Genomic DNA, 23,058 nt, shown 5'->3' on the forward strand with positions numbered 1-23,058 from the left:
AAATACAAGAAGTGCTGCGGCGCTTAGGCAAACGGCAGTGGATCGCCGAGAAGTGGACTAACGCTCTCGAGCGTCGAGCCGAGACCGTGAAAATGGCGAGCAAGAACTCGGCACTCTCGAGCTCTAAATAGGAATGTAATAAAGTGTTTCAAAACGACGCCCGAGCAAAAAAGTGTTAGATACGATCGCCCAGCAACCGCAGCTTGACTTCAGCCTTCGCTGTCTGATGCCCGAGTTCCGGAGCGTAGAGACTGAACGCAAGTTTCAGCTCTACCATCTGGAGCGAAGCAAAACGTCCTTGCGCACAACCCTGGTCTTCTGCTCGTTCTTCTATGTCGCATTTGCCCTGACCGACATCGGCGTGCTCGGCTACACCCGGGTTACATTGATATTGCTTCTTGGCCGAATTCTCGTGGCAGTCACGGCAATAGGTGGACTTTTGCTGGTCCGGATCCGCCCCGACTCGATCGCCGCTTGTCAGATAGCGGCAACGGCAGCGGAGTTGGTCGGGATGGTGACGTTCATGTTGATCGTTTACCACCGCCCGACTGAAATCCCGTGGCATGCGATGTCAATGTGCATCATGCTGATCGTCGTTTATATCTTTATTCCGAACCGACTGATCAATTCATTGGCCATCGCATTCACCACAACAGCCAGCTTCATTGTTATCGTCGTCGGCATAGGAACGCTCAAACGGGCCGATATGCTGACCATGTCCATGTTGCTGCTGCTGACCAACAGCTTTGGACTGGTCGCCGCTCGCCGTTATCAACGAGTCTGGCGTGAAGAATACAAAGTCCAGTCGTTGCTGACGCAACTTACTGTCCAGGATCCACTGACCGGGTGCTATAACCGTCGACATTTAAACGAATTCCTTCTTACGGCTGAACTAGCCCGTTCTCGACGTCATGGACTTTCATTTGCCGTCATTCTGTGCGACATCGATCATTTCAAGGCAATCAACGATACCCACGGCCATCTCTGCGGCGATACGGTGCTGCGCAGTTTTGCGAGCGTGCTTCGGACCTTGACCCGTCAGCGTATCGACAGTGTCGTTCGCTACGGCGGGGAGGAATTTCTGCTGCTTCTGCCTCAAACGAAGCTATCTGGTGCTGAAGCACTTGCAGAGCGCTTGCGACGTTCGTTCGCAGAAGCAACGATCGATTATGCCGGACAGCAGATATCTGCCACGGCCAGCTTCGGAGTTTTGGCCGTGGCTGTGGCCGGCGAGAATGAAGATATCAGCGAGGAATCCATCATCGCTGCTGCAGACAAACTACTCTACCAGGCGAAACAGGCTGGACGAAACAACGTCCAGTGCGCAGACTTGGCGACAGTGTAATGTATAGCAGCCTGTAAGCAGGTCCGGCTGCACAAGCAGGGCAGCATTGCCAGTCGGTAATCAACGGCCCTGCACCGGTTGCGGGATTGCTGGTTGAGCCTTCGGCGATGAGTCCGCTGACCTGTTCCTGGAGATCAAATGGAAGCGCACAAGCCGTTGAACAGTCTGACCCAGGAGCTTTTCCGCTTGGCAAATGTCCCAGGCGTAGTTGAAGGTTGAAGGCGGCGGTTCCCCGTTGGGAATCCGAGAAAATCGGGTTTCCACGACCAACGTCCTGGACAGGGAACCAAGGAGTACCGCCACATAAAGCCTACCAAGAAGAGGGCCCCCAAGGCCGGCGCGCCGTTGAACATCGTCGCCAAGCAGAACGAAGACCGGCTGCGGGCCTGTTTCGCCGAGAACAGTCAGCTCCTGCTGCCGATGCTCGACCTGATCCAGAACACGTGCACGAGCATCGACGAGCTGGTGTACGAAGCCGGTCCTGGTCGAGCAGTTGCTGGTGATTTCCGCCATCGAAGTCGCCAGCGAGAAGCATCCGTGTCGCAAGGGCGGCGAGATCCGCTGGCACGGCTCGCAGCGAGGCCAGATCGTGATGGACGAGCGCAAATTGAGTGTCAAACGCCCGCGCCTACGGCGTCGTGATAGCGGCGAAGTGCCGGTTCCTGCCCATGAGCAATTGAACGAGAATCTGCGCCTGGCCGAGCGCGTGCATGACATCATGGTCACAGGCCATCGTGATCCTGACTCGATTTCCGCGTACGTGCGCATTGCAACGGAGACGTTGCGCGACGTTTCTCTGGCTCGCCCGAGACCTTAGCGCTCGCGGTATGGTGCTCGCCGCGCCAAACGGGGTTATCGTACTTTTTGTGCAATTTCTGGCGGCTTGACCCGGAAAATCTTTATCAATCAATGAGTTGCTTCCCTCGCTGAGAGAAGCGAACAGCGAGCCGCCGGAGCCTTACTGGGTGGAGGCTCCGTACTTGGCCACCGCCAGATTTCGCACGATTCGAACGATTACCCCGGATAGCGCTCAAAAATCCGGTTGAACTCCTCGACGAGTGGACGGGCGCGCTCCGGCACGGGCGCGTCAGGCCCCAGCATCAAGGCCGTTTGTCCAAACTTGACTGGTCCAGCCTTTATCAAGGCACGCAGTCCGGAATTCGCGCTGCCGCGCCCGAACAGATCCATGCCGTATGCGCGGATCATGGCGCGCACGATCGCTTCCGCAGCGGGCGTAAGCGGCGGCATGGCTTCGACCAGGCGCAGATGCGGTGAGCGCACATCCGGCGTGGTGAAACGTCCGATATCGTCGATGTCGGCTTCCAGACGCTGCACCGGCAGATCAGCGCTGAAGAGCAGGAGCCGGATGCGTTCATAAAGCGCGTCCTTGTCGGGATTGATGACTGCGATGTCTGTCATTCTCTTTTCCTCGAAGTGGCTTGAGCCCAGATGGTTCCGGAGGCACAGCGAACCGGAATCGGATCGACCTTCGAATCCGCAGGTGTTCACCTCGCGTGCGTTCGGCAATCGCTGACTGGGAGCTAGGTCCGTCGAACATATCGGTCCGAAACAACGGAGCGTTGCTGGATCCATGCGACGGCAAGCTCCAGCGCTTCATCGCGTGCCTCCTGGGCGTTGGCGAAATCTCCATCGACACCGAGCGTGCGTATTTCGCCTGCCCGGTCGGTGACAATAGCTGCGGCCGTGTAACGGCCGCTCCCGGTGGCGGTGACCACCGGCCGGAGCTCGCAGCCGTGATACTCGATGACTGAGTCCGTGTTCATCTCACACCTCCAAACATGGCGCCGCACCCAGACCGCCCGCGGCGACGAAGTTTCGTTATCAGTTCATGCAGCACATGGCATTCCATATGGCACGCCACATCGCACGCATCCTTGGACCACCGTTGGTCGCGACCGGGCGCGACCACGGCCACTCGTGTCGCCCCGAGGTCGCCCGGGAGGCACCCGGCAACCTCGCGAGCGCGCCTCACGGCGAGGACGACAGGTCAGGCGCTGCGATTACGCAGCCATTCAGCCTGCACGTCCCGGCACCACGATATCCGTCGTGCGGCCACCCGGCACGGAGGGCATTCCCGGCCCAGTCCGACCGTCGTTGCCGGCGGTCATCCGACTTCGACGTGGTGCGTCGCCGGGGTGGAGCGCGTCGAGGAACGTTCTGCCCTTCCCGGCCAGGTACGCGCGGCGTGCGCCCTCGCCGCAATGTTCCAGCATGACCAGCTGGCGCTCGAGCAGCGCGTCGAGTTCGGCGCGGTTCATGTCGAGCTGGTCCGGCGCCTGACGAACCAGCATCAGGGTCGCAAATTCGTGTGGGCTGAGCATTTTCTTCTCCCGTAAATCAGGGTCCCGAATCCAGAGGCCCCTGCAGAAAAACGACACATCGTGCAAGCCAGACAAGGGCTTCGCTACCATGCAGCTTGCCGCTGTCACGCGAGGAATTGCGCCGGCGAACCCGTGTCGCTCAGACAACCCGCGTTGATGGCACGTATCGCGTACTCGACCGTCTCCCGGTGCGCCTCGTCCACGCTTGCCCAGTGCTGGGCGAAGCGCGGCAGGTGCCAGTCCGCAACCGTCTGCTCTGCGCGCCGGATGCGCACGACGGCCACGTACGTATCCCGGCAAGCAGGAGGCAGCGCGCAGTGCCGAACCGGAAACGCGCGCGTCTCGATCATGAAGCCCTTCCAGCTTTGGCTGCGTACGTTGTCCATACCTTCCTCCGCATGACCGGACTTGCCCCGGTGCTTACGCCTGACCAATGCTCACCTCAATGCGTCGCGGCTTTGCCTCCTGACGACGGGCAATCGTGAGCTTCAGGACGCCATCGCGCAACTGGGCATCGATGCGCGAGACGTCGAAATCGGGGCTGAGCGTGAAGGCGCGCCAGAAGTGCGGGTGGCGCAACTCGCCATGCTGCAGGCGCAGCCCGGACGGGGCCGGGATCACCGCCTCGGCCTCGATGCTCAGGCTGCCGTCCTGCACTTGCACATTGAGCTTGTCGCGCGGCACACCCGGCAGGTCCGCGTAGAGCGTGATGCCGAGACTGTCCTCGAAGATGTCAACCGCAGGCGCGATGCGGGTGAGCTGCTTCGCAAGTTGCGCACTTTCGCGAGAGGCAACGTCGGTATGCGACTCACGCGTAGCCAGTTCAGTGCTGTCGTTCATGATGTCCTCCGTGCTTTCTCGTACTCCATTTGCGCCAGGCTCACTGGACGGCGATGGCGCGTGGCCTGGACGCCTCGGAACGTCCGACGCTCACTGCCAGGCAACCGTTCGTGTAGCGCGCACTGACCTTGTCGGGATCCGCGTGCTGCGGCAGCTCGATCACGCGACGGAACGCGCCCATGAAGCGTTCCCTGGCGTAGATGCGCGTCTCGTCATCCGCTTCAGGTCGGGGGAGCTTGCGCTCGCCGCTAATCGTCAGCAATCCCTTGTCGATCGAGACGTCGATTGCTGCTGGATCGAGTCCTGGCGCGAACGCGACGATCTCGATGCTGTCGTCGGTGCTGCCGATGTTGACGGGAGGAAAAGTTTCGCTGCGCATGGCGCGCAGGCTTGCGGGAAAGCCCGCAAAGACGCTGGCCATCTGCCGTTGCAGGCGGTCGAATTCGCCCAGCAGATCGGTGCTGAAGAAAAGATCGCTCATGACTGGCTCCTTGAAACCGGGGCCCCTCACGAAAAACGAACCGGACCACGCGCTCCAGTTCGCCTGCCGGTGGGAGACCCCTCTGACAAACAAATCGAAACACGCAGCGCTTGATCGCGACTGCCTGAGCGATGCATAAAATAGCGCAACGAACGGAAATTTCAAGAGGCCCTGCAACATACAACCGGGGAGGCTTCATGGACCTTTTCGACAGGCTTCAGGAGCAGATCGACACCGTGCGCCTGCCGCTCTTTGCCGTTACCGTCACGGCGGCTGCGCAGGTGAATACGCCGCTCATCGCAATCCTCCACTGGCACGGATTCCGGCGCGCGACGCCGCTGGTCCTGCCCGGCATCGACATTCCTTCACGACCGGTTCCGGGCTCGGCCGTCCAGCTCGATGCTCCATGGCACAGCTTCGAAACCGTGGACGCCATGCTGCTGGACGCGGCCTGGCAATCGGGCGCGTGGGATGTCGAGCGCGTCGAGCAGCGCGGCTGCAACGTAATCGGCGCCAGCGCTGCCGAGACGCTCGCGTGCCGGCAAGCGTTTGGGGACTATGGAGAGGACGGGACGCATGATCCGCAGCTTCTCGATGACCAAACCGATCGCGACGAGCTGATGCAGCTCGCCGCGCGCAGGGGTTATGTGCGCTGGCTGTTCCGGCCCGTCAAGGGCGGCCTGTGGCGCACGCTCGACGAACCCGACGACACCCTCGACGCCGATGGCGGACGCCAGCCACCCTGTCCCGTGCGGCCCAAGCCACGCCGCCCGGAGGGAGGCGGCCGCACGGTTTATCGCCTCGGCACGGTTCGTCGCATCGTTCTGCCGCGCTGAAACAATTTGTTACAACCAGCCATTTTCGCGCCCTCTTGAAGGGCGCGATGGGCGCCTCTATTTCGCTTTCTGCCAGACATTGGCTCGGCTGCACGGACGCGCCCCACGCGTCCCGATAGTGGCAGCCGGATTCCCTTATTGGTGATCCTTTAATCGCTCAGGAGATGGAAATGCAGATTCGTCCCCTCTACGACCGGGTTATCGTCAAGCGAATCGAAACGCAACGGACGACGGCCTCGGGCATTGTGATTCCCGATTCAGCGGCAGAAAAGCCCGAACAGGGCGAAGTCGTCGCGGTCGGCAGTGGCCGGCTGCTGCAGGATGGAACGCTGCGCGCGCTCCAGCTGAAAGTCGGTGACCAGGTGCTCTTCGGCAAGTACGCCGGCCAGACCGTCAAGGTCGATGGCGAGGAACTCCTCGTCATGCGCGAGGAAGACGTCATGGGTGTCCTCGAGGCCGACGCGGGCGCCGCCCGCAAGGCCGCCTGAAATCCCGTTACGCTCGCGGACACCGGCCGGTCGTTCGCGACGCGTTGAGTCAACGACTTTATCCGGAGCAACAACATGAGTGCAAAAGACGTCCAGTTTCATGACAGCGCACGCGCCCGCATCGTCAAGGGCGTGAACGTTCTCGCCGATGCCGTGAAGGTCACGCTTGGGCCCAAAGGCCGCAACGTGCTGATCGAGCGCAGCTTCGGCGCGCCGACCATCACGAAAGACGGCGTGTCGGTGGCAAAGGAAATCGAGCTGAAGGACCGCTTCGAGAACATGGGCGCGCAAGTGGTCAAGCAGGTTGCCGCGAAGACCGCAGACGTGGCCGGCGACGGCACGACGACGGCAACGGTGCTCGCGCAGGCTATCGTGCAGGAAGGCATGAAGCACGTCGCCGCGGGCATGAATCCGATGGATCTGAAGCGCGGCATCGACAAGGCCGTGGCAGCGGTGCTTGACGAGCTGCGCAAGCTGTCGAGGCCAATCTCGACGAACCGCGAAATCGCTCAGGTTGGCTCGATCTCGGCTAACTCCGACGAGGCGATCGGCAAGATCATCGCCGATGCGATGGAGAAGGTCGGCAAGGAAGGCGTGATCACGGTCGAGGACGGCAAGTCGCTCGAGAACGAGCTGGATGTGGTCGAGGGCATGCAGTTCGACCGCGGCTACATGAGCCCCTACTTCATCAACGATCCGGACAAGCAGGCGGCCTGGCTCGACGATGCGCTGATCCTGCTGCACGACAAGAAAATCTCGAACATCCGCGACCTGCTGCCGGTGCTCGAGGCGACGTCCAAGGCCGGCAAGCCGCTGCTGATCGTCGCGGAAGATATCGATGGCGAAGCGCTGGCCACGCTCGTGGTCAACGCGATGCGCGGCATCCTGAAGGTCGCGGCCGTCAAGGCGCCAGGCTTTGGCGACCGACGCAAGGCCATGCTCGAGGACATCGCGATCCTCACGGGTGCGACCGTGATCTCCGAAGAGACCGGCAAGCAGCTGCAGAAGGCAACGCTGGAGGATCTCGGACGTGCGAAGCGCGTCGAGGTGCGAAAGGACGACACGATCATCATCGATGGCGCGGGCGAACAGGCGCGCATCGAGGCGCGCGTGAAGTCCATCCGCACGCAGATCGAGGAAGCGACCAGCGACTACGACCGCGAAAAGCTCCAGGAGCGCGTCGCGAAGCTCGCAGGCGGTGTGGCCGTCATCAAGGTCGGGGCGGCAACCGAGGTCGAGATGAAGGAGAAGAAGGACCGCGTGGACGACGCGCTGCACGCCACGCGCGCGGCGGTCGAAGAAGGCATCGTGCCGGGTGGTGGCGTTGCGCTTCTGCGCGCCCGTTCGGCGGTGACGAGCCTGAGAGGCGCCAACAGTGATCAGGACGCGGGCGTGCAGATCGTGCTGCGCGCGCTCGAAGCGCCGCTGCGCGTGATTGCCACCAACGCGGGTGATGAGCCTTCCGTGGTGATCGCGAAGGTACTCGAAGGCAAGGGCAACTTCGGCTACAACGCGGCCACCGGCGAGTACGGCGATCTTGTCGAGGCGGGTGTGGTCGACCCCACCAAGGTTGCACGCACGGCACTACAGAGCGCCGCATCGATTGCCGGGCTGATCCTGACGACGGACGCAACGGTCGCCGAGGCGCCTAAGGACGAGAAGCCGGCGCAGACCCCCGCACCGGAGTTTGACTACTGATCCGGCAGCGTTCCGCATGCGCCAGCCAACAGTCGCGGCCGGTGTAACCCGTTCGGCGCCGCACGCTGTCTCCGTCCTGCGGTGCCGCTTTTTACCGGAGACAAACATGAAACTCGAACTTTGCATTGACTCAAAGCCGCTGAACGTTGAAATCGACGATGTCGTTGCGGGACTGCTGGCCGTTCGCCTGAATCTGCCCGACAGTGAAGACCACCGTGCCGCCCTTGCACGCTATCTCAGCGAGAAGGGCGAGCCGTGGATTCTCGACGAAGAGCATATGCGTCGGCGTGTACTTCGCAGGCTCATTCTGGATATCGCTGACCCGGCACTCGTGATTCGCCATCTCATGGCTGATGAGTGAACCGGGCGGGTCAGTTCCGGTCGAGAAGTACGGTACGGCACGACCAGGCCTACCTATTTGTATCGTCATCCTGAATAAACTGACATTACGATGTCCAGCTATCCGCAATTGCCTGCCCGCCCGTCGGCCAGACTACCTGCTGGCGTGCTCGGCCTGGACTATCTCAAGTTCTTGCAGCTCTCGGTTGATGATGAGCTGGCCTGTGAGGGATCGTTCGACGATGTAGCGCTGCAGGACGCTATGGCCGCCGTCCGCAGCGGCTCGATGCGCGCAGCGCAGCCAGCAATGAAGGTATTCTTTGATAGCTGCCAGTACTGGCTTGCCAGTCACTTTCACCGCTATGAGGCGGCCCGACGTCTCGGTGCCCGCCACCAGGAATTCTGGTGTGAGATTCAACCCGGTCCGAAGGGCCACGCGGTGCGATATGCATCGGGAATCCCCAGTCTCATGCGTTTCCATCGTGATCCTTCCGCCCGCGCTGGCTAACCGCTGGCCATGGCGTGCCCGGACTGGCGTCGTCCTTGCCCCGAGACGGGTGCTTTTAATGTGCCGAGTGCCGAGGGGGCGTTTTGCAGCCTGCGCGTGGCCGATGGCAGCAGTCAAACGGCGTCGAAGCCACGTTTGCCGGGTGGCGTCGGATGCCTGGTTTCATGTGGGCCGTACGGGATTCGAACCTGTGACCAACGGATTAAAAGTCCGCTGCTCTACCAGCTGAGCTAACGGCCCAGTCCTCGTTTTCGCCCGCAGTCATGGCGCGTTGCACGCTCGCCCTAACCGATATCGATCGTGCGACTCGTGGACGGCACCGGCTCCGTTTTCGGCACGGTCAACGTGAGTACGCCGTTTTCGAATTTTGCCAGGGCGCGACCGGGATCGGCGTATTCAGGCATCGGGATCGTGCGCACGAAGCGTCCGTGGGCACGCTCCAGCCGGTAGCAACCGTTTTCCTCACTGCGCACATCCTGCTTTTTCTCACCGCGCAGCACGATCGCGCCGTCCTCGACGCTCACCTTCACGTCTTCGCGCTCCATCCCGGGCAGTTCTGCGGTTACGCGCAGCACCGGTCCCTCATCGACGACGTCGATGCGCGGATGGAAGCGCGACGAACTGAAGTCACCGAACCATCGTTCGAGCGCGCCACGACCCGCAAACGGGTCGTGAAAAAACTCCTCCACGGCGCGCCATGGTTCGCGTGAGAAAAGTCGCGCGATGTCGGGCAGGGCGGCGCGCCATTGTTCGTTTTCGCTCGCCGGCGGCCTCTCCGGGCTGTCCGCATCGGACTTGCGCACAGCCCCGCGAAGGAACTTGAAGGGATTCCACTTTTTCGGATCGGGGTTCATCGTTTCCTCCTCTGGTATCTGGCAGGAGAACCGTATTCCGCTCATGGCGCCCGCGCCGCCGTTTTTTTCCCGCTGTCTCCGTAATCGGACTGGGTCCCGGGCGGTTGCCGAAGCCACCTTGAGCTCCGCAGCGGAATGTTCCCTTTCCAGGCCTCCTGATGGCGCGAGACAGCGCGTCGCGCTACGGGAACAGCTGGCGTACGCGAGTCTTCGCTGTGGGCGGGTGGCAGCCAGGCAGCCGCCACCCGGACGTTCCTGCCGTTGCTGTCCGCGCGCCGACTTCAGCCGGTACGCACTTCGATGCGCCGCGGGCGCGCCTCGTCGCGGCGCGGGATCGTGAGCTTCAGCACGCCGTCCTGCAGACTCGCCTCAATCTTCGACGTATCGAAGTCCGGGGAGAGCGTGAACGTGCGCGCAAAGCGCGGCTCACGGACCTCGGCATGCTGCAGCCGCAGATTTGCGGGTGTCGGCACAACCGCCTCCGCCTCGATGACGAGACTGCTGTCATGGACCCGCACATCGAGCTTGTCGCGGGTGACTCCAGGCAGGTCGGCCCACAACGTGACGCCCTGGGTGTCCTCGTAGATATCGACAGCGGGAGTAATCGTCATGCGCCGCGCGGACGGTCCGTTTTCGCTGCGCGTGGCTGCCGATGGCTCGCGCCTGCTCAGTTCAGTGGTATCGCTCATTTTCGGCTCCCTGGATTACTGGACGGTGATTGCACGAGGCTTCGAGGATTCGCGCTTGCCGATGGCGATCGAGAGGCAACCATTCTCGTAGCGCGCCTGAACCTTGTCGGGGTCCGCGTTCTCCGGCAACTCGATGACCCGCCGGAACGCGCCGGTGAAGCGCTCCTGCGCATAAACCCGCGTGTCCTCGCCGGTATCCGGTTGTGCCGGCTTGCGCTCACCGCTGATGGTCAGCAGTCCCTTGTCGATCGATACGTCGAGCGCCGCCGCATTGATGCCTGGAGCAAACGCGACGATCTCGATCGAGTCGTCGGTGGCGCCAATATTGACCGGCGGGAACATGCCGAAGCGGCTCGCCCGGAGGCTTGAGGGGAAAGTACCAAAGAGGTTCGCCATCTGCTGCTGCAGCCGGTCGAACTCGCTGAAGAGGTTAGTTCCAAAAAGATCGCTCATGATGCTGTTCTCCTCATGTGACGCATGGAGGCGAACGGGCCTACGCGCTCCAGTTCGCCTGCCGGACGGCAAAACAAATCGAAACACGCAGCGCACGGGACGTAGGGACCCGCGCGTCTGCCTGAGCGAATCCTAAGATAGGAACTGCCACGAAAATTTCAAGGGCAAAAACCGCGACTTGCCCTTGAAAATTATGGACGGCTCCTATCATCCGCTGCGGAACCATGCACCGGGTGGAGGACACGATGGAATTCGATACCGACTGGCTGACCCTGGGCCCACACCGCGTGCGGCTGCGCTCGACCAGGGGTTTTCCGACAGAAGCGATGCGCAAGGCGGTGGACGTCATCCGGATTGCGGTCGACAACAACATGAGCGCCCGCGCTCGCCTCGTGGAAGTGGTCTGCCGGCACGAAAAAAACTATGAAGTCACGATCGGGACGACCGTCGCCAAGGACAAGGTTTGTGCGCCGCAACTCGAAGCATTTATCGCGGGCGTGCTCGGCCTGCCGCCGGACCACATCAACCTGATCGTCACGACGGTGGATCAGTCCGACATGGACCTGCACTTTGGTGTGTACGAGCGGATGCTCGCCGAGAAAGGGATCTGACCAAGATCCGGTCAAATTGCTATCATAAGCCTGAAAGTTATGAAGTGACGGATCTCTATGCTCTGGCGGAATAAGGGACGTGGGCCGCGAATGCGTCCCTGAGCTATCGCGTCCGCTTGAGTCGTCGGCATGCAGACAGGTCAACGCGGTCAGCCAGCGCGGGACGAGCCAGCGCGGGACGATCGCGTCCTTAGCCGACTGGTCTGAATGTGCGGTCTCTTAGGCGGACATCGTTCGCAGCAAACCGCGCATGACATCCTCCGGGGTATCGTGCCGGGGACCGTCGGACGCCGCCGCTACGACCCGAAGTACGTCACCTTCGAGTTTCGCCTCCCACGAGACGATACGGCGGCGGTCATGGGGAAAGCGGGCCAGTTTTTCGCCAATCAGGCGCTCGATGCCCTGTATGATTTCGCGCCGTATTTCGGGTGGAACACTTTTGTCGAATCCGATCTGATCACGTAGCGCTTCAGCACGCTCACTCTCGGGCAGCAGGCTTGTATTCCACGCCGCAACAATCGCCGTCAGTGCGCTCTGATATTCCTCCAGTGTTGGATGATCGGATACCTCATCCTGGAGCATTTGCGCGAGGGGCCAGGAGATTTTCTGTTCCGGCGGCAGGTCATTACGATCGAGAACGATAGCGTCTGGGATCCCTGACTGAACCGCTCCCCGTCGCAATGCCTCCAGGTCTCGTGCGCCCAGCTTGCGTGCACGCGACGTTTTTTTCTGCTGGCTGGCTTTGCCCATTTCTCTGCCCCCTTCGCTGCGTTCTGAATCCGCAAATTATAGCGGCCAGCGGGTTGCACAGATTGGCACGGGTGCGACGGCTTTGCCGGATTTTTCCGCTACACTGGCCAGCCCATTCGAGATCCGGAATCCGGCATGGCGACCATCGAACGTACAGCGTATCCGAGGTTTCCCAAGGGTTTTTCATCTGCGGAACTGCAGGCGTTCTATACGCCAGACGTTGAAGAGCTTGAATGGGTGCGCCGCAACGCGCGCGGCCAGTCTTCGAGACTGGGGCTGCTGGTTCTGCTAAAGGTCTTTCAGCAGATGCACCACTTTCCCTTCGTTGACGCCATTCCCGCCGTTGTCATCGAACACATCCGGGCGAGCGCAAGCATCGGTGCCGAGGCCGCATTCGACTACAACAGGGCCAGGTCGCCCGCCTTGTTTCGTCACTATGCGGCAGTCCGGGAATTTCTCGGTATCCAGTCCTATTACGGCACCGATGCGAATGAAATTGCAGTGCGCGCGGCACACGAGGCTGCCGGAACAATGGATCAGCCGGTGGACATCATCAATGCAACCATCGACAGCCTGATCCAGCAGCAGGTCGAACTGCCCGCATTCTCGACGCTCGACGCCATTGTGGAACAGGTCCACACCCGAGTTCAAACGGCGCTGTTCCGACGCGTTTCGCGTCGCCTTTCTGATGAAGACAAGGTCCAGCTGGACCGGCTGATCAAGCGCGAATTCAACCAGCGCCAGAGCGCGTACAACACCATCAAGCGATACGCCTTACGCCCGTCGCGAAAGCATATCTCCCTGCTCGTCGACCATCTTGCCTGGCTCGATGGTTTTGGCGACTTCAATCATGCCCTGGACGGGGTTCCCGCGACAAAGCTGCGGTCGCTGTCGACGCAGGCGATGAGTCTGGACGCGGCGAATCTGAAGGAAACCCTGCCGGAGCGGCGATATACGCTCATTGTCGCGTTGCTGCATCAAATGCGCGTGCGCGCCCGCGACGATCTGGCCGAGATGTTCATCCGTCGTATGGGCGCAATCCACAAGCGGGCCAGGGAAGAGCTCGACCAGATCCAGGCACGGCAGCGCGAACGGATGGAAAGCCTGGTTGATACACTTGACGGCGTCGTCAACATTATCGACGACTATCCGGACGACACCGAACTTGGCGCGCGTATTCGCCAGTACCTGGCGCCGTCTGGCGACCTCGAACCATTGCGCGAAAGCTGTGCCGAGGTCCGGGCCTACAGTGGCAGAAACTACCTGCCACTGCTATGGCGACATTTCAAGGCACATCGATCAGTACTGCTACGTCTCGCGCACGCACTGGCATGGAGCTCGACTACCCAGTCCGGGGCATTGCTACAGGCAATGGAAGTCGTTTTCAGGAACGAATCGCTTCATCGGGAATGGATCAACGTCGAGGTCGACCTCAGCTTTGCTTCCGAGCGCTGGCGCAAGCTCGTTTTCCGCCCACCCGAGAAGGGTGCGACGACAAACCGGCGTTATCTGGAACTGTGTGTACTGTCGAGCATGACGAGGGAACTGCGCAGCGGAGACTTGTGCGTGGCCGGCTCGGATGCCTTTGCAGACTATCGAGATTTCTTGATGCCCTGGCATGAATGTGAGAAGCGTCTGCCGGCATACAGCGAGAGGCTTGGCGTCGCAGACAGCAGCACCGGCTTCGTGGCCCAGCTGCGCGAATGGCTTTCGGATGCCGCGCGCCAGCTGGATGACCGTTTTCCGGAGAAGTCCGGACATGTGACCATCAACAACGCAGGTGAGTTTGTTGTCCGTCGCACTACTGCGACCGTCATCCCGGAAAGCGCGGTGGCCCTCCAAAAGGCGATCGTCAAGCGCATGCCCGTGCGCAATCTGCTGGACGTGCTCGCCAATATCGAGCACTGGACGCATTTCACACGACAGTTTGGTCCGTTAAGCGGCAACGATCCCAAAATCCGCGATGCCGAACAGCGGTACCTGCTTACCATCTTCGCAATGGGATGCAATCTGGGACCCACCCAGGCTGCACGTCACATGGGTGACAGGATCACGCCGCACATGATGTCGTTCGTCAACCGCCGGCACCTGAGCCTGGAGCGACTCGAGAGCGCGCAACGCGAGTTGATCGAACTTTATCTTCGACTTGACCTGCCGAAGCACTGGGGCGACGGCAAGACGGTTGCAGCCGACGGCACCCAGTACGACTTCTACGACAACAACCTGCTGGCCGGCTATCACTTCCGCTACCGGAAAATGGGCGCGGTCGCCTACCGGCACGTCGCCGACAACTATATCGCGGTGTTCCGGCATTTCATCCCGCCAGGTATATGGGAAGCCATCTATGTTATTGAAGGACTGCTCAAGGCTGGCTTGAGCGTTGAGGCCGATACGGTGCACGCCGACACCCAGGGGCAGTCGGCTGCGGTGTTCGCTTTCACCTACCTGCTGGGCATCAAGCTGATGCCGCGGATTCGCAACTGGCAGGACCTCAAGCTGTATCGGGTGGATGCTGCGACCCGGTACAAACATATCGATGGCCTTTTCGCGGAATCGGTCGACTGGGAACTCATCGGGCGCCACTGGAAGGACCTGATGCAGCTCGCGCTGTCGATCCAGTCCGGAGCGATTTCATCGCCCCTGCTGCTGCGCCGTTTCGGTGCGGCCAGTCCGAAGAATCGCCTGTCCCTGGCGGCCGAGGAGCTTGGCAAGGTGGTTCGCACGGTATTCCTGCTCGAGTGGCTCGGCAGCAACGAGCTGCGGCAGGAGATCACCGCCACGACCAACAAGGTCGAGTCCTATAATGGCTTTGCCAAGTGGTTTTCGTTCGGCGGAGATGTGTTGCCAGTCAATGACCCGGACGAGCAGCAGAAACGCCTGCGTTACAACGATCTGATGGCTTCCGCCGCAATCCTGCAGAACACGGTGGACATGATGCAGGCGTTGCGATCGATGGTGAATGAGGGCATTGAGGTCAATCCCGACGACATCGGATTCCTCAGCCCCTACCTCACCAGCAACCTGAAACGTTTTGGCAGATACGAGCTGGATTTCGGGCACGTCGAGGGCTGGATACACGACCACCTGTTCGCCGGTCCGGTCCGTTCCCTGCGGAGATCCCGACCCCATGCCCGATCTTGAGACTCCCTACGGCACCGTCGATGCCGACGCGCTGGAATCATTGCAGCAGCGATACGATACGACCGTCATCCAGCAGGCCGTGGATCTTTTTGACACCATCCGCGCCCGCTGCGAGCCCGATGGTTTGCGTGACGACCTTCTGCGCCTGCACGCCATGGCGCATACCCTCATCAATGGCGCGAGCCTGTCGTGCGCGACGGATGACCTGACGCTGGTCGAACAGGCTGACTGCACCATCGAGGAACTCGAGGACTGGATCATGGTGCTCGAAAAAATGATTCTCGCCTTGCGCCCCCTGCAGGATCTGCGATCTGAAACGGACGAACCCCTGTGAAGCCAGCCTCATACAAGTGGCAGTTCGCCCAGCGTTTTCGACGCAACGCTTTCGGCTGGCGCTCGGACGTACCGATCCAGCGTATCAGGGAAGCGCTCACGGAGATCCGGCAGGTGGCGCGCAGCGATGCAGTGCTTGCGGCAGAGGGCGCTGTGAAATTTCTGGAGAAAGTTTCGCCCGCGCTGGACCACGTCGACGGGTCGTCAGGTGCGATCGGCACGGCCGTGAACCGTGCGATCGAAACGCTGGTCCCGGTCATTGCTGGCGCACAGGTCGACACAGTCACGCGCCAGGGCTGGCTCGAGCGGCTATGGGAAGCCATTCAGGATCAGGGCGTCCCCTATATCGAGGGTCTGTCGGACGAATGGGGCACGCTCTGCGTGACGCCCGAAATCGCCAGCGAGTGGGCCGACAGGTTTATTGATCTGGTCGGGCACGTCTGGTCCGAGGGGCCCGGGGGGTATTTTGCGGGGACACCGATCTGTCTGGCCTCGCTCTATGCAGCCGGGCGACATGCGCAGCTGATCGCACTGGTGGACCGCGCTCCGTTGAAGATGTGGCACTACCGACGCTGGGGCGTCAAGGCACTGCTTGCGATGGGCAGAAAGGCTGAAGCCCTGGCCTACGCGGAAGACACGCGCGGCCTCAACAGCCCGGACGGGCAGATCGCGAAAGCTTGCGAGGCGATCCTGCTGTCATCGGGTCTTGCCGACGAGGCATACCGGCGCTATGCACATGAAGCGAACCAGGGCACCACCTACCTGGCAACTTTCCGTGCCATCGCAAAGAAGTATCCGCACATCGCGCAAGAGACCATCCTGAGCGACCTGGTTGCTGCGTCGCCGGGCGAGCCAGGGAAGTGGTTCGCGGCGGCCAAGGACGCGGGCCTGTTCAACCAGGCCATCAAGCTGGCCAATGCCAGCCCGACCGATCCCCGGACGTTGACGCGCGCGGCCAGAGACTTTGCGCAGAAGCAGCCGGAATTCGCCATGGCCGCCGGTCTCGCAGCCTTGCACTGGATCTCGCTGGGCTACGGCTACGAGATCACAGGTGTCGATGTGCTCGATGCAAGCCGCGCCACGCTACAGGCAGCGGGGCACGCGGGCGTCGATCCCGATTCCGTCAGGGAGCGGATTCGTCTGCTGGCGTCTGGAACCTCTGCGCACGCGGACTTCATGAGTCGGGTCCTGCAGGCAATCTAGGCCGGAAAAATCATCGTGAAAATTCTGACGCGACGTCTTTTTAGATCAATACAGAGATAAGCTTTATTGAACTAACCCGCTGAAGCGGGAGGAGGTAGTTGGCCAGCGACATCGGCTCCGGGATCATCCATAGGGCGCGCCCGTTCGAGTGGGACGATAGCAGTGCAGTTTGCTGCCGTGACCATTCAGAGCGGAGTCCACCATGACACCCCTACGTCGACACATGATCGAGGATATGCGCGTGCGCAACCTCGCGGCCAACACACAACGCGTGTATCTCCAGCAGGTAAGCAACTTTGCCAGGTACTTCGGGCGTTCCCCTGAACTGCTGGGCCCGGAGGAAGTACGCGCGTGGCAAGTGCACCTGATTGAAGTCCAGCGGCGTTCATCCAGCACGTTGGTGGTCGCCACTGCGGCGCTGCGCTTCCTGTACCACATCACGCTCAAACGTGAGTGGTCCGTCGAGGAACTCCCGATGGCGCGGACGCCGCGCAAACTCCCGGTGATCCTCAGTCAGGACGAGATCACGCGCTTCCTTGAAGCAATCCGTAGCGACAAGCATCGTACCGTATTGATCGTGGCCTACGCCGCCGGCCTGCGCATCTCGGAAGCAACCCGGCTGAAGGTCGGCGATATCGACAGCCAGCGCATGATGCTGCGTGTCGAACAGGGCAAGGGGCGCGCCGATCGCTACGTGATGCTCTCGCCCCGGCTGCTGGAGGTCCTGCGCAGCTACTGGTGCACCGGCCGCCCCCAGTACTGGCTGTTTCCCGGCCGCTTCCCGGATCAACCGGTGGGTGCCGACGTGATACGCCAAGCGTGCCATGATGCGCGTCGTCGTGCCGGCATCAGCAAGCCGATCACGCCGCATTCCCTGCGCCATGCGTTTGCAACGCACCTGCTCGAATCCGGCACGGATGTGCGCCTGATCCAGTTGCTGATGGGCCATCGCAGCCTGGCCACAACGGCGCGCTATCTGAAGGTCGCAACCAGCACGATCTGCGCGACGACCAGCCCGTTTGACCGCCTACCGTCAAGGTCGCCGCAGGCTTTACCTGAACCACGGGTTGATCACGTCTGAACCGCCATGAAGGCCCCGCTGGAGTTGGCGGACGTCCTGCGACGCCACGGCCCGGCATACCGCCATCTGCACGCCGACTCGCTCGACCGCGAGCAGCGTCGCGTCATGCGCGCCATCGAGCAATGCCGAACCGCAGCTCTGGGCGGCCATGTTGAGCAGTGCGACGCCTGCGGACATCAGCGCATCGCCTACAACTCGTGTGGCAACCGGCACTGCCCGAAGTGCCAGTCGCTCGCCCGGGCACAATGGCTCGAGCACCGCCAGGCGGACCTGCTGCCCGTGCCTTACTTCCACGTCGTCTTCACCGTTCCGCAAGAGATCGCGGCCATCGCATTCCAGAACAAGCGTGTTGTCTACGACATCCTGTTCCAGGCAACCGCCGAAACGCTGCAAACGATAGCGACAGATTTCCGGCACCTCGGTGCCACGATCGGCTTCATCGCGCTGCTGCACACCTGGGGGCAGAATCTGGTCCACCATCCGCATCTGCACTGCGTCATCCCGGGCGGCGGGCTTGCTGCCGACGGCACACGCTGGGTGGCTTGCCGGCCCGGCTTCTTTCTGCCGGTGCGCGTTCTCTCTCGGCTGTTCCGCCGGTTGTTTCTCGAACGCTTGCAACGGGCCTTCGATATCGGCGCACTCGGCTTCTTTTCGTCACTGGCCCACCTGTCTGAGCCGGGCCAGTTTGCCCGCTATCTCTCCGCTCAGCGCCGAACCGAGTGGGTCGTCTATGCCAAGGAGCCATTTGGTGGCCCACAACAGGTACTCGACTATCTCGGCCGCTACACGCACCTATAAGGACCTCCCCGATTTTGCAAGCTGGGTTTAGTGGGTCATTCGTTAAGCTCCTGCATGCCCGGTCAAGACGTCAGAAACAGAGGGAACAGCGGCGAGACAGACTGCACACCTATAAGCGGCCTTGTTGGGCACACTATTGCCGTGCTCGGGCCCGGATAGTAACCGCGCAGCAGGACTCCATCCGCGTCACGGCGAATACATGCGATGTAGCGCCTGATGCGTGTTCGAGTTCGCCCGCTGCCGGTCTGACCTGTCGCTATCCTTACCTGTTGCGTCTTCGACTACAAAGTCAATTCATGGTGAGATGGGGCGTCTTCCGTTGTCGGTTTCACGCGCCCGCCGCCATCCTGCGGGCGGGCGCGTAGGACGGATCGAACCGTTCGCCCTTAGCCAGCACGGCCCACAAGATGCGCGCGTGCTTGTTGGCCACGGCGACCAGAGTCTTGTAAAAGCCCACCCGTGCCTGTAGCTGAACGATCCAGCGCGAGAGTCGGTCCTCGCGTTGGTGAGCTGTCAGCACCGCAGAGCGTGCGCCCTGAAACAGCAGGGTCCGTAGATAGGTGTCGCCTTGTTTGGTGATGCGCCCGAGCCGCTGCTTGCCGCCACTGCTCTTCTGTTTGGGCACGATACCCAGCCACGCGGCCATCTGTCGGCCGTTTTTGAACTGCCGTGCGTCTACCACCGTCGCTACAGCGGCCGATGCCGTGAGCCGGCCGACGCCGCATACGTCCATACAACGCTGCGCCTGGGGGTCGTGGGTGGCATGTTCGGCAATCTGTTTGTCAAACCAAGTGATTTCGTCATCGAGCGCCTGCCATTGGGCCCAGCCACGCATTAAGGCTTGGCGCGCCGCCCCCGAGAGCTCATTATCTCCATCCTCAACGCGGTCGAGGAAATTCCTGCGCAACTGGCGGATGCCTTGCGGCAGGAACACGCCGAACTCGGCCAGCAATCCGCGCAACCGGTTCACCAGCGCGGTTCGCTCCTCCACGAAGCCCGTGCGCATGCGATGCAGGACCAGTACGCTTTGCTGGGCGGGTGACTTGACCGGCACGAAACGCATGTGAGGACGGCTTGCTGCTTCGCAGGTTGCTTCGGCGTCGAGTGCGTCATTCTTTACGTGAGCGCCGCCCTTGCGATAGGGGGCCACAAACTGAGGTGGAATCAGGCGCACGTCGTGTCCGAGCGCACGCAGCTTGCGTGCCCAGTAGTGTGCGGCGCCGCATGCCTCCATCGCGACTAGGCACGGGTCCAGATTGGCAAACCAGCTCACGAATCGCTGGCGTGCGATCGCTTTCCGTACCACGACGTGCCCGGCGGCGTCGACCGCATGAACCTGCATAACGTTCTTTGCCAGATCCACACCAACACGAATAATCTTGTCCATGACTTCCCCCTTCCCGGGAGGTTGCGTATCACCAGCCATGATGGCACCAGACCGTGCCAGTCCGTGAGCGGGGAGGTCCTTACCAATTCGCGCGTCGCAATCTCCAACAACCGCCTCATCAGCCAGACCGATCAGCACATCACGTTTCGCTGGAAGGACTATCGCCAACCAGGCCATCCGCGCGTAATGCGTCTGGAAGCCCATGAATTCCTGCGCCGCTTCCTTCTGCACGTATTGCCACACGGGTTGCAACGAATCCGCCACTATGGACTGCTCAGCAACCGGCTGCGCGAGGCCAGCCTCACAGCATGTCGCCGTCTGCTCGACGCGCCGCCCGCCGAAACCCGCGTGATATCCACACCTGATTACCGCGACCACCTTGCACAGCTGACCGGTCGATCACTGCGCGACTGCCCGGTCTGCAAGCACGGTCACATGATCTGTGTGGAATACCTCCTGCCTGGCGCTCCGCCGCGGGCACCACCATGCCATCAATGAAGCAAGTCCGCAGTCCCACCTCGGCATCGAACCCGGCACGTCCAGCGCGTCCGCTGGGCACGTATGTCCATCGCGCTCCAGCCGGGCCTTGCTCACGCAGCCGAAGCCGTTTGCTTTCCATCATGGCTGGACGCACCCGCCAAATCGTGCAACGAGATTCTTTCCTGTCCTCGGCTTCCTTCCCGAATTCGACGCTCGCAACCGGCGCCGCACCGATTCAATTCCCATAGCCATCGGCAGCGGAGCGGCTTAGCTCAACGAATTTTTAGCGGAGCGGAAACGGCTCGTTCACCGTGCCCATGGCCGGCTCACTACGCCGTTTCCGCTCCGCTAAAAATCCTCTGGATTATCTCTGTATGGTCGTTTTTTAACTAAACTCGATGTCATGAAAACGCGTCACCCGAACCCGTCCGCCGCCGACATGTCGAACGATTTCCCCGGTGCCGACGCGCTTGCAGCGCTGCGCGCCTGGTGCGAAGGCGCATCCTCGCGTGACGCGGCCGGCCGGTACCTGCGAGACCGGCTCGTTCAGGGGCAGTCTGCACGCGGCGTCATCGGCCAGATCCGCCGGCAGCTTGCACTTTACGCCCGCTGCCGGCAGCGGGCGGATCTGGCTACGCTGTTCGAATGCCCGGCCCACAAACGCAGACATCATGCCCGCGCCACCGCGCAGGCAGTCGAAACGCTGCGCACGCTGCGTTTACCGACCCCGCAGATCGGGGATGACATTACGCGCTGGTTGCCGGAACGCGCTGTCCGTGCCCTGCACGCCGCGGGCATCCGTACGCTGGCTGATCTCACGGTAAGGATTCCTCGCCGCCGGCAGTGGTGGAGAGCCGTACCAGGGCTCGGCCCGGCCAGCGCAAAAACGATCGAGGCCTTCTTTGCCGCGCACCCGGCGCTCACGGAGCGGGCCCGCGCACTGATCGTCGCCGAGCGGCAGTCGGACGTGACGCCCTGGGAGCAGCTACGGCTACCGCATGAGGTTGACGGATCCGCAGGCGCTTTCCGAGCACCGCTGTCGACCTGTATCCTGGGCGTCGACAACGATTACGACGCCATTCAGGCTTGGCTTGCGTTGCACGAGTCCCCGGCCACGCAGCGCGCCTACCGTAAGGAGGCCGAACGGCTGATTCTCTGGGGCATTGTTGCCCGCGGCAAGGCCCTGTCGTCGCTGACCACGCGGGATGCAACCGACTATCGGGCGTTTCTGCGAAGACCCACCCCGCGCGAACGCTGGGTCGGACCGCCGCGGCCACGCACGTCGCCTGACTGGCGCCCGTTTGTCGACAACCTCTCAGCGCGTTCGATTGCGCACGCGCTTGCCGTGCTCAGCGCACTGTTCCGCTGGCTGGTGGAGCAGCGCTATGTCGTGGCTAACCCCTTTGCCGGCATCAAGGTACGCGGCAGCAAGCGTGCCACGGCGCTGGAAACCGCGCATGCCTTCACCGAAGGAGAATGGCTGCTCACGCGCACTATTGCCAACGGGCTCGAGTGGTCGTACGGCTGGCAGGCTGCTGCCGCTCAGCGAGTTCGTTTCATGCTGGATTTCGGTTACGCGACGGGACTGCGGATCAGCGAACTGGCCAATGCGACCCTGCGAAACGTTGAGGTCGACGCCGTCGGCGATCACTGGCTTCACGTCACCGGCAAAGGCGGCAAGCCCGCCAGGGTGACCCTGACACCGCTCGCTCGCACCGCGCTGGAGCGGTACCTGCAGGAGCGGGGCCTGACGGTGAGCCGGGCGCGCTGGAACCCCGTCACGCCGCTGATCGGCAGCCTGGACGATGGCGATGCCGGCATCAAGCCTTTGCGGTTGTGGGAAGTCATGCGCAGATTTTTCCGGCAGGCGGCGCAGATTATTGAACACGACCATCCGGCGCTGGCTGAGAAACTCCGTCAGGCTACGCCGCACTGGATGAGGCACACGCATGCCACTCACGCGATCGCCAGGGGTGTCGAACTCAGCGCCGTCCGGGACAACCTTCGTCACGCTTCGATTTCGACCACATCGATTTATCTGCATGCGGACGATGTAAAGCGGGCGCGGCAGTTTGGGCAGGCATTTACTGACTGATTTTCTTATTCCAAAATCAACGGAAGGCCTCGTCGCCTTATAACCTACAGGCTTATGATAGCAATTCGACCGAATCGTGGTCAGAGGCCTGGAAGCCACCGCCCGCGCAGCCGAAGCGGCTGGCCGGAACGATGCCGGCGTCGCTCACACTGACGCTCGCGAACCAGCTCTATCTTGAAAAGGTGCAGCTTCCGCAGGCACTGCTCAACCGGCTCATCCGGCTGGCCGCCTTCCAGAATCCGGAGTTCTACCGGGCCCAGGCGCGCGGCTTCAGCGTATGGGACAAGCCACGCATCATTGGGCGCG

At 61.7% G+C, this 23,058-nt stretch carries 23 protein-coding genes, 1 tRNA gene and 3 pseudogenes; 15 read left to right on the forward strand and 12 right to left on the reverse strand.

Annotated elements, in window-relative coordinates:
* The first annotated feature begins 172 nt into the window (after nucleotides 1-172).
* Together L5014_RS36710 and L5014_RS36715 are read left to right on the forward strand one after the other, a co-directional pair.
* Entirely contained in the window at nucleotides 173-1,345 is a 1,173-nt protein-coding gene (locus tag L5014_RS36710; protein ID WP_238468780.1) for a GGDEF domain-containing protein, read from the forward strand.
* Between the two features lie 303 nt (nucleotides 1,346-1,648).
* Nucleotides 1,649-2,075, forward strand: a pseudogene (locus tag L5014_RS36715) (IS256 family transposase); the annotation flags it as partial.
* Between the two features lie 284 nt (nucleotides 2,076-2,359).
* Here the strand turns inward: L5014_RS36715 and L5014_RS36720 are convergent.
* The 6 genes from L5014_RS36720 to L5014_RS36745 form a co-directional block, all read right to left on the reverse strand.
* Nucleotides 2,360-2,872 carry a hypothetical protein gene (locus L5014_RS36720; RefSeq protein WP_238468781.1) on the reverse strand — a complete coding sequence of 171 codons (513 nt, stop codon included), beginning with the start codon at nucleotides 2,870-2,872 and terminating at the stop codon, nucleotides 2,360-2,362.
* A gap of 14 nt (nucleotides 2,873-2,886) precedes the next feature.
* Nucleotides 2,887-3,129, reverse strand: a complete 243-nt coding sequence (locus tag L5014_RS36725) for a hypothetical protein (RefSeq protein ID WP_238468782.1) — start codon at nucleotides 3,127-3,129, stop codon at nucleotides 2,887-2,889.
* Between the two features lie 249 nt (nucleotides 3,130-3,378).
* A complete protein-coding gene (locus L5014_RS36730; RefSeq protein ID WP_238468783.1) occupies nucleotides 3,379-3,687 on the reverse strand; it encodes a hypothetical protein in 309 nt (102 codons plus the stop codon).
* A 104-nt stretch (nucleotides 3,688-3,791) separates the two neighbouring features.
* On the reverse strand, nucleotides 3,792-4,073 hold the full coding sequence (locus L5014_RS36735; protein WP_238468784.1) for a DUF6566 family protein: 282 nt from the start codon (nucleotides 4,071-4,073) through the stop codon (nucleotides 3,792-3,794).
* A 34-nt stretch (nucleotides 4,074-4,107) separates the two neighbouring features.
* Nucleotides 4,108-4,527, reverse strand: a complete 420-nt coding sequence (locus tag L5014_RS36740) for an Hsp20/alpha crystallin family protein (RefSeq protein WP_238468785.1) — start codon at nucleotides 4,525-4,527, stop codon at nucleotides 4,108-4,110.
* A gap of 40 nt (nucleotides 4,528-4,567) precedes the next feature.
* The gene (locus L5014_RS36745; protein ID WP_238468786.1) at nucleotides 4,568-5,008 is read right to left on the reverse strand and encodes an Hsp20/alpha crystallin family protein; all 441 of its coding nucleotides are present in this window, start codon (nucleotides 5,006-5,008) and stop codon (nucleotides 4,568-4,570) included.
* A gap of 197 nt (nucleotides 5,009-5,205) precedes the next feature.
* Between L5014_RS36745 and L5014_RS36750 the strand changes: the two genes are divergently transcribed.
* The 5 genes from L5014_RS36750 to L5014_RS36770 all read left to right on the forward strand — a co-directional run bounded on the left by L5014_RS36750 (nucleotide 5,206) and on the right by L5014_RS36770 (nucleotide 8,877).
* Complete coding sequence (locus tag L5014_RS36750) at nucleotides 5,206-5,844, forward strand: diguanylate cyclase (protein ID WP_238468787.1); 639 nt, start codon at nucleotides 5,206-5,208, stop codon at nucleotides 5,842-5,844.
* Between the two features lie 170 nt (nucleotides 5,845-6,014).
* Nucleotides 6,015-6,332: a co-chaperone GroES gene (locus L5014_RS36755; protein ID WP_238468788.1), complete on the forward strand. Its 318-nt coding sequence runs from the start codon at nucleotides 6,015-6,017 to the stop codon at nucleotides 6,330-6,332.
* Between the two features lie 75 nt (nucleotides 6,333-6,407).
* Nucleotides 6,408-8,030 (forward strand): chaperonin GroEL, encoded by a 1,623-nt coding sequence (groL, locus tag L5014_RS36760; protein WP_238468789.1) that lies wholly within the window; start codon nucleotides 6,408-6,410, stop codon nucleotides 8,028-8,030.
* A 106-nt stretch (nucleotides 8,031-8,136) separates the two neighbouring features.
* A complete protein-coding gene (locus L5014_RS36765) occupies nucleotides 8,137-8,391 on the forward strand; it encodes a hypothetical protein (protein WP_238468790.1) in 255 nt (84 codons plus the stop codon).
* A gap of 90 nt (nucleotides 8,392-8,481) precedes the next feature.
* Nucleotides 8,482-8,877: a hypothetical protein gene (locus L5014_RS36770; RefSeq protein ID WP_238468791.1), complete on the forward strand. Its 396-nt coding sequence runs from the start codon at nucleotides 8,482-8,484 to the stop codon at nucleotides 8,875-8,877.
* Nucleotides 8,878-9,044: 167 nt separating this feature from the next.
* Here the strand turns inward: L5014_RS36770 and L5014_RS36775 are convergent.
* From L5014_RS36775 to L5014_RS36790, 4 genes are all read right to left on the reverse strand, one after another.
* Nucleotides 9,045-9,117 (reverse strand) — tRNA-Lys (locus tag L5014_RS36775).
* A gap of 44 nt (nucleotides 9,118-9,161) precedes the next feature.
* Nucleotides 9,162-9,731, reverse strand: coding sequence for an Hsp20/alpha crystallin family protein (locus tag L5014_RS36780; protein WP_238468802.1), 570 nt, complete (start codon nucleotides 9,729-9,731; stop codon nucleotides 9,162-9,164).
* A 281-nt stretch (nucleotides 9,732-10,012) separates the two neighbouring features.
* Complete coding sequence (locus tag L5014_RS36785; protein ID WP_238468792.1) at nucleotides 10,013-10,420, reverse strand: Hsp20/alpha crystallin family protein; 408 nt, start codon at nucleotides 10,418-10,420, stop codon at nucleotides 10,013-10,015.
* A gap of 15 nt (nucleotides 10,421-10,435) precedes the next feature.
* Complete coding sequence (locus tag L5014_RS36790; protein WP_238468793.1) at nucleotides 10,436-10,873, reverse strand: Hsp20/alpha crystallin family protein; 438 nt, start codon at nucleotides 10,871-10,873, stop codon at nucleotides 10,436-10,438.
* A 245-nt stretch (nucleotides 10,874-11,118) separates the two neighbouring features.
* On the opposite strand from L5014_RS36790, the gene L5014_RS36795 reads away from it, so the two are divergent.
* Nucleotides 11,119-11,484, forward strand: a complete 366-nt coding sequence (locus L5014_RS36795; protein ID WP_238468794.1) for a hypothetical protein — start codon at nucleotides 11,119-11,121, stop codon at nucleotides 11,482-11,484.
* Between the two features lie 219 nt (nucleotides 11,485-11,703).
* Here L5014_RS36795 and L5014_RS36800 read toward each other — a convergent pair whose 3' ends face one another.
* A complete protein-coding gene (locus L5014_RS36800) occupies nucleotides 11,704-12,234 on the reverse strand; it encodes a hypothetical protein (protein ID WP_238468795.1) in 531 nt (176 codons plus the stop codon).
* A gap of 135 nt (nucleotides 12,235-12,369) precedes the next feature.
* On the opposite strand from L5014_RS36800, the gene L5014_RS36805 reads away from it, so the two are divergent.
* From L5014_RS36805 to L5014_RS36825, 5 genes and pseudogenes are all read left to right on the forward strand, one after another.
* Complete coding sequence (locus tag L5014_RS36805) at nucleotides 12,370-15,375, forward strand: Tn3 family transposase (RefSeq protein ID WP_238468796.1); 3,006 nt, start codon at nucleotides 12,370-12,372, stop codon at nucleotides 15,373-15,375.
* Entirely contained in the window at nucleotides 15,362-15,709 is a 348-nt protein-coding gene (tnpC, locus tag L5014_RS36810; RefSeq protein ID WP_238468797.1) for a Tn3 family transposase post-transcriptional regulator TnpC, read from the forward strand. Before L5014_RS36805 ends, tnpC begins: the two co-directional genes overlap by 14 nt.
* On the forward strand, nucleotides 15,706-16,911 hold the full coding sequence (locus L5014_RS36815; RefSeq protein ID WP_238468798.1) for a hypothetical protein: 1,206 nt from the start codon (nucleotides 15,706-15,708) through the stop codon (nucleotides 16,909-16,911). Before tnpC ends, L5014_RS36815 begins: the two co-directional genes overlap by 4 nt.
* A 202-nt stretch (nucleotides 16,912-17,113) precedes the next feature.
* Nucleotides 17,114-17,992, forward strand: a complete 879-nt coding sequence (locus L5014_RS36820) for a tyrosine-type recombinase/integrase (protein ID WP_238468799.1) — start codon at nucleotides 17,114-17,116, stop codon at nucleotides 17,990-17,992.
* Between the two features lie 6 nt (nucleotides 17,993-17,998).
* Nucleotides 17,999-18,784: pseudogene (locus tag L5014_RS36825) on the forward strand (IS91 family transposase); the annotation flags it as partial.
* 334 nt (nucleotides 18,785-19,118) lie between these two features.
* Here L5014_RS36825 and L5014_RS36830 read toward each other — a convergent pair.
* The gene (locus L5014_RS36830; protein WP_238468800.1) at nucleotides 19,119-20,177 is read right to left on the reverse strand and encodes an IS110 family RNA-guided transposase; all 1,059 of its coding nucleotides are present in this window, start codon (nucleotides 20,175-20,177) and stop codon (nucleotides 19,119-19,121) included.
* 90 nt (nucleotides 20,178-20,267) lie between these two features.
* Here L5014_RS36830 and L5014_RS36835 point away from each other — a divergent pair.
* Together L5014_RS36835 and L5014_RS36840 are read left to right on the forward strand one after the other, a co-directional pair.
* Nucleotides 20,268-20,675 (forward strand): annotated as a pseudogene (locus L5014_RS36835) (transposase); the annotation flags it as partial.
* A 385-nt stretch (nucleotides 20,676-21,060) separates the two neighbouring features.
* Nucleotides 21,061-22,752, forward strand: coding sequence for a site-specific integrase (locus tag L5014_RS36840; RefSeq protein WP_238468801.1), 1,692 nt, complete (start codon nucleotides 21,061-21,063; stop codon nucleotides 22,750-22,752).
* The last annotated feature ends 306 nt before the right edge of the window (nucleotides 22,753-23,058 follow it).

Origin of the sequence: Paraburkholderia tagetis (assembly GCF_022213065.1) — a bacterium.
In the GTDB taxonomy this organism is placed as follows: Bacteria; Pseudomonadota; Gammaproteobacteria; order Burkholderiales; family Burkholderiaceae; genus Paraburkholderia; species Paraburkholderia tagetis.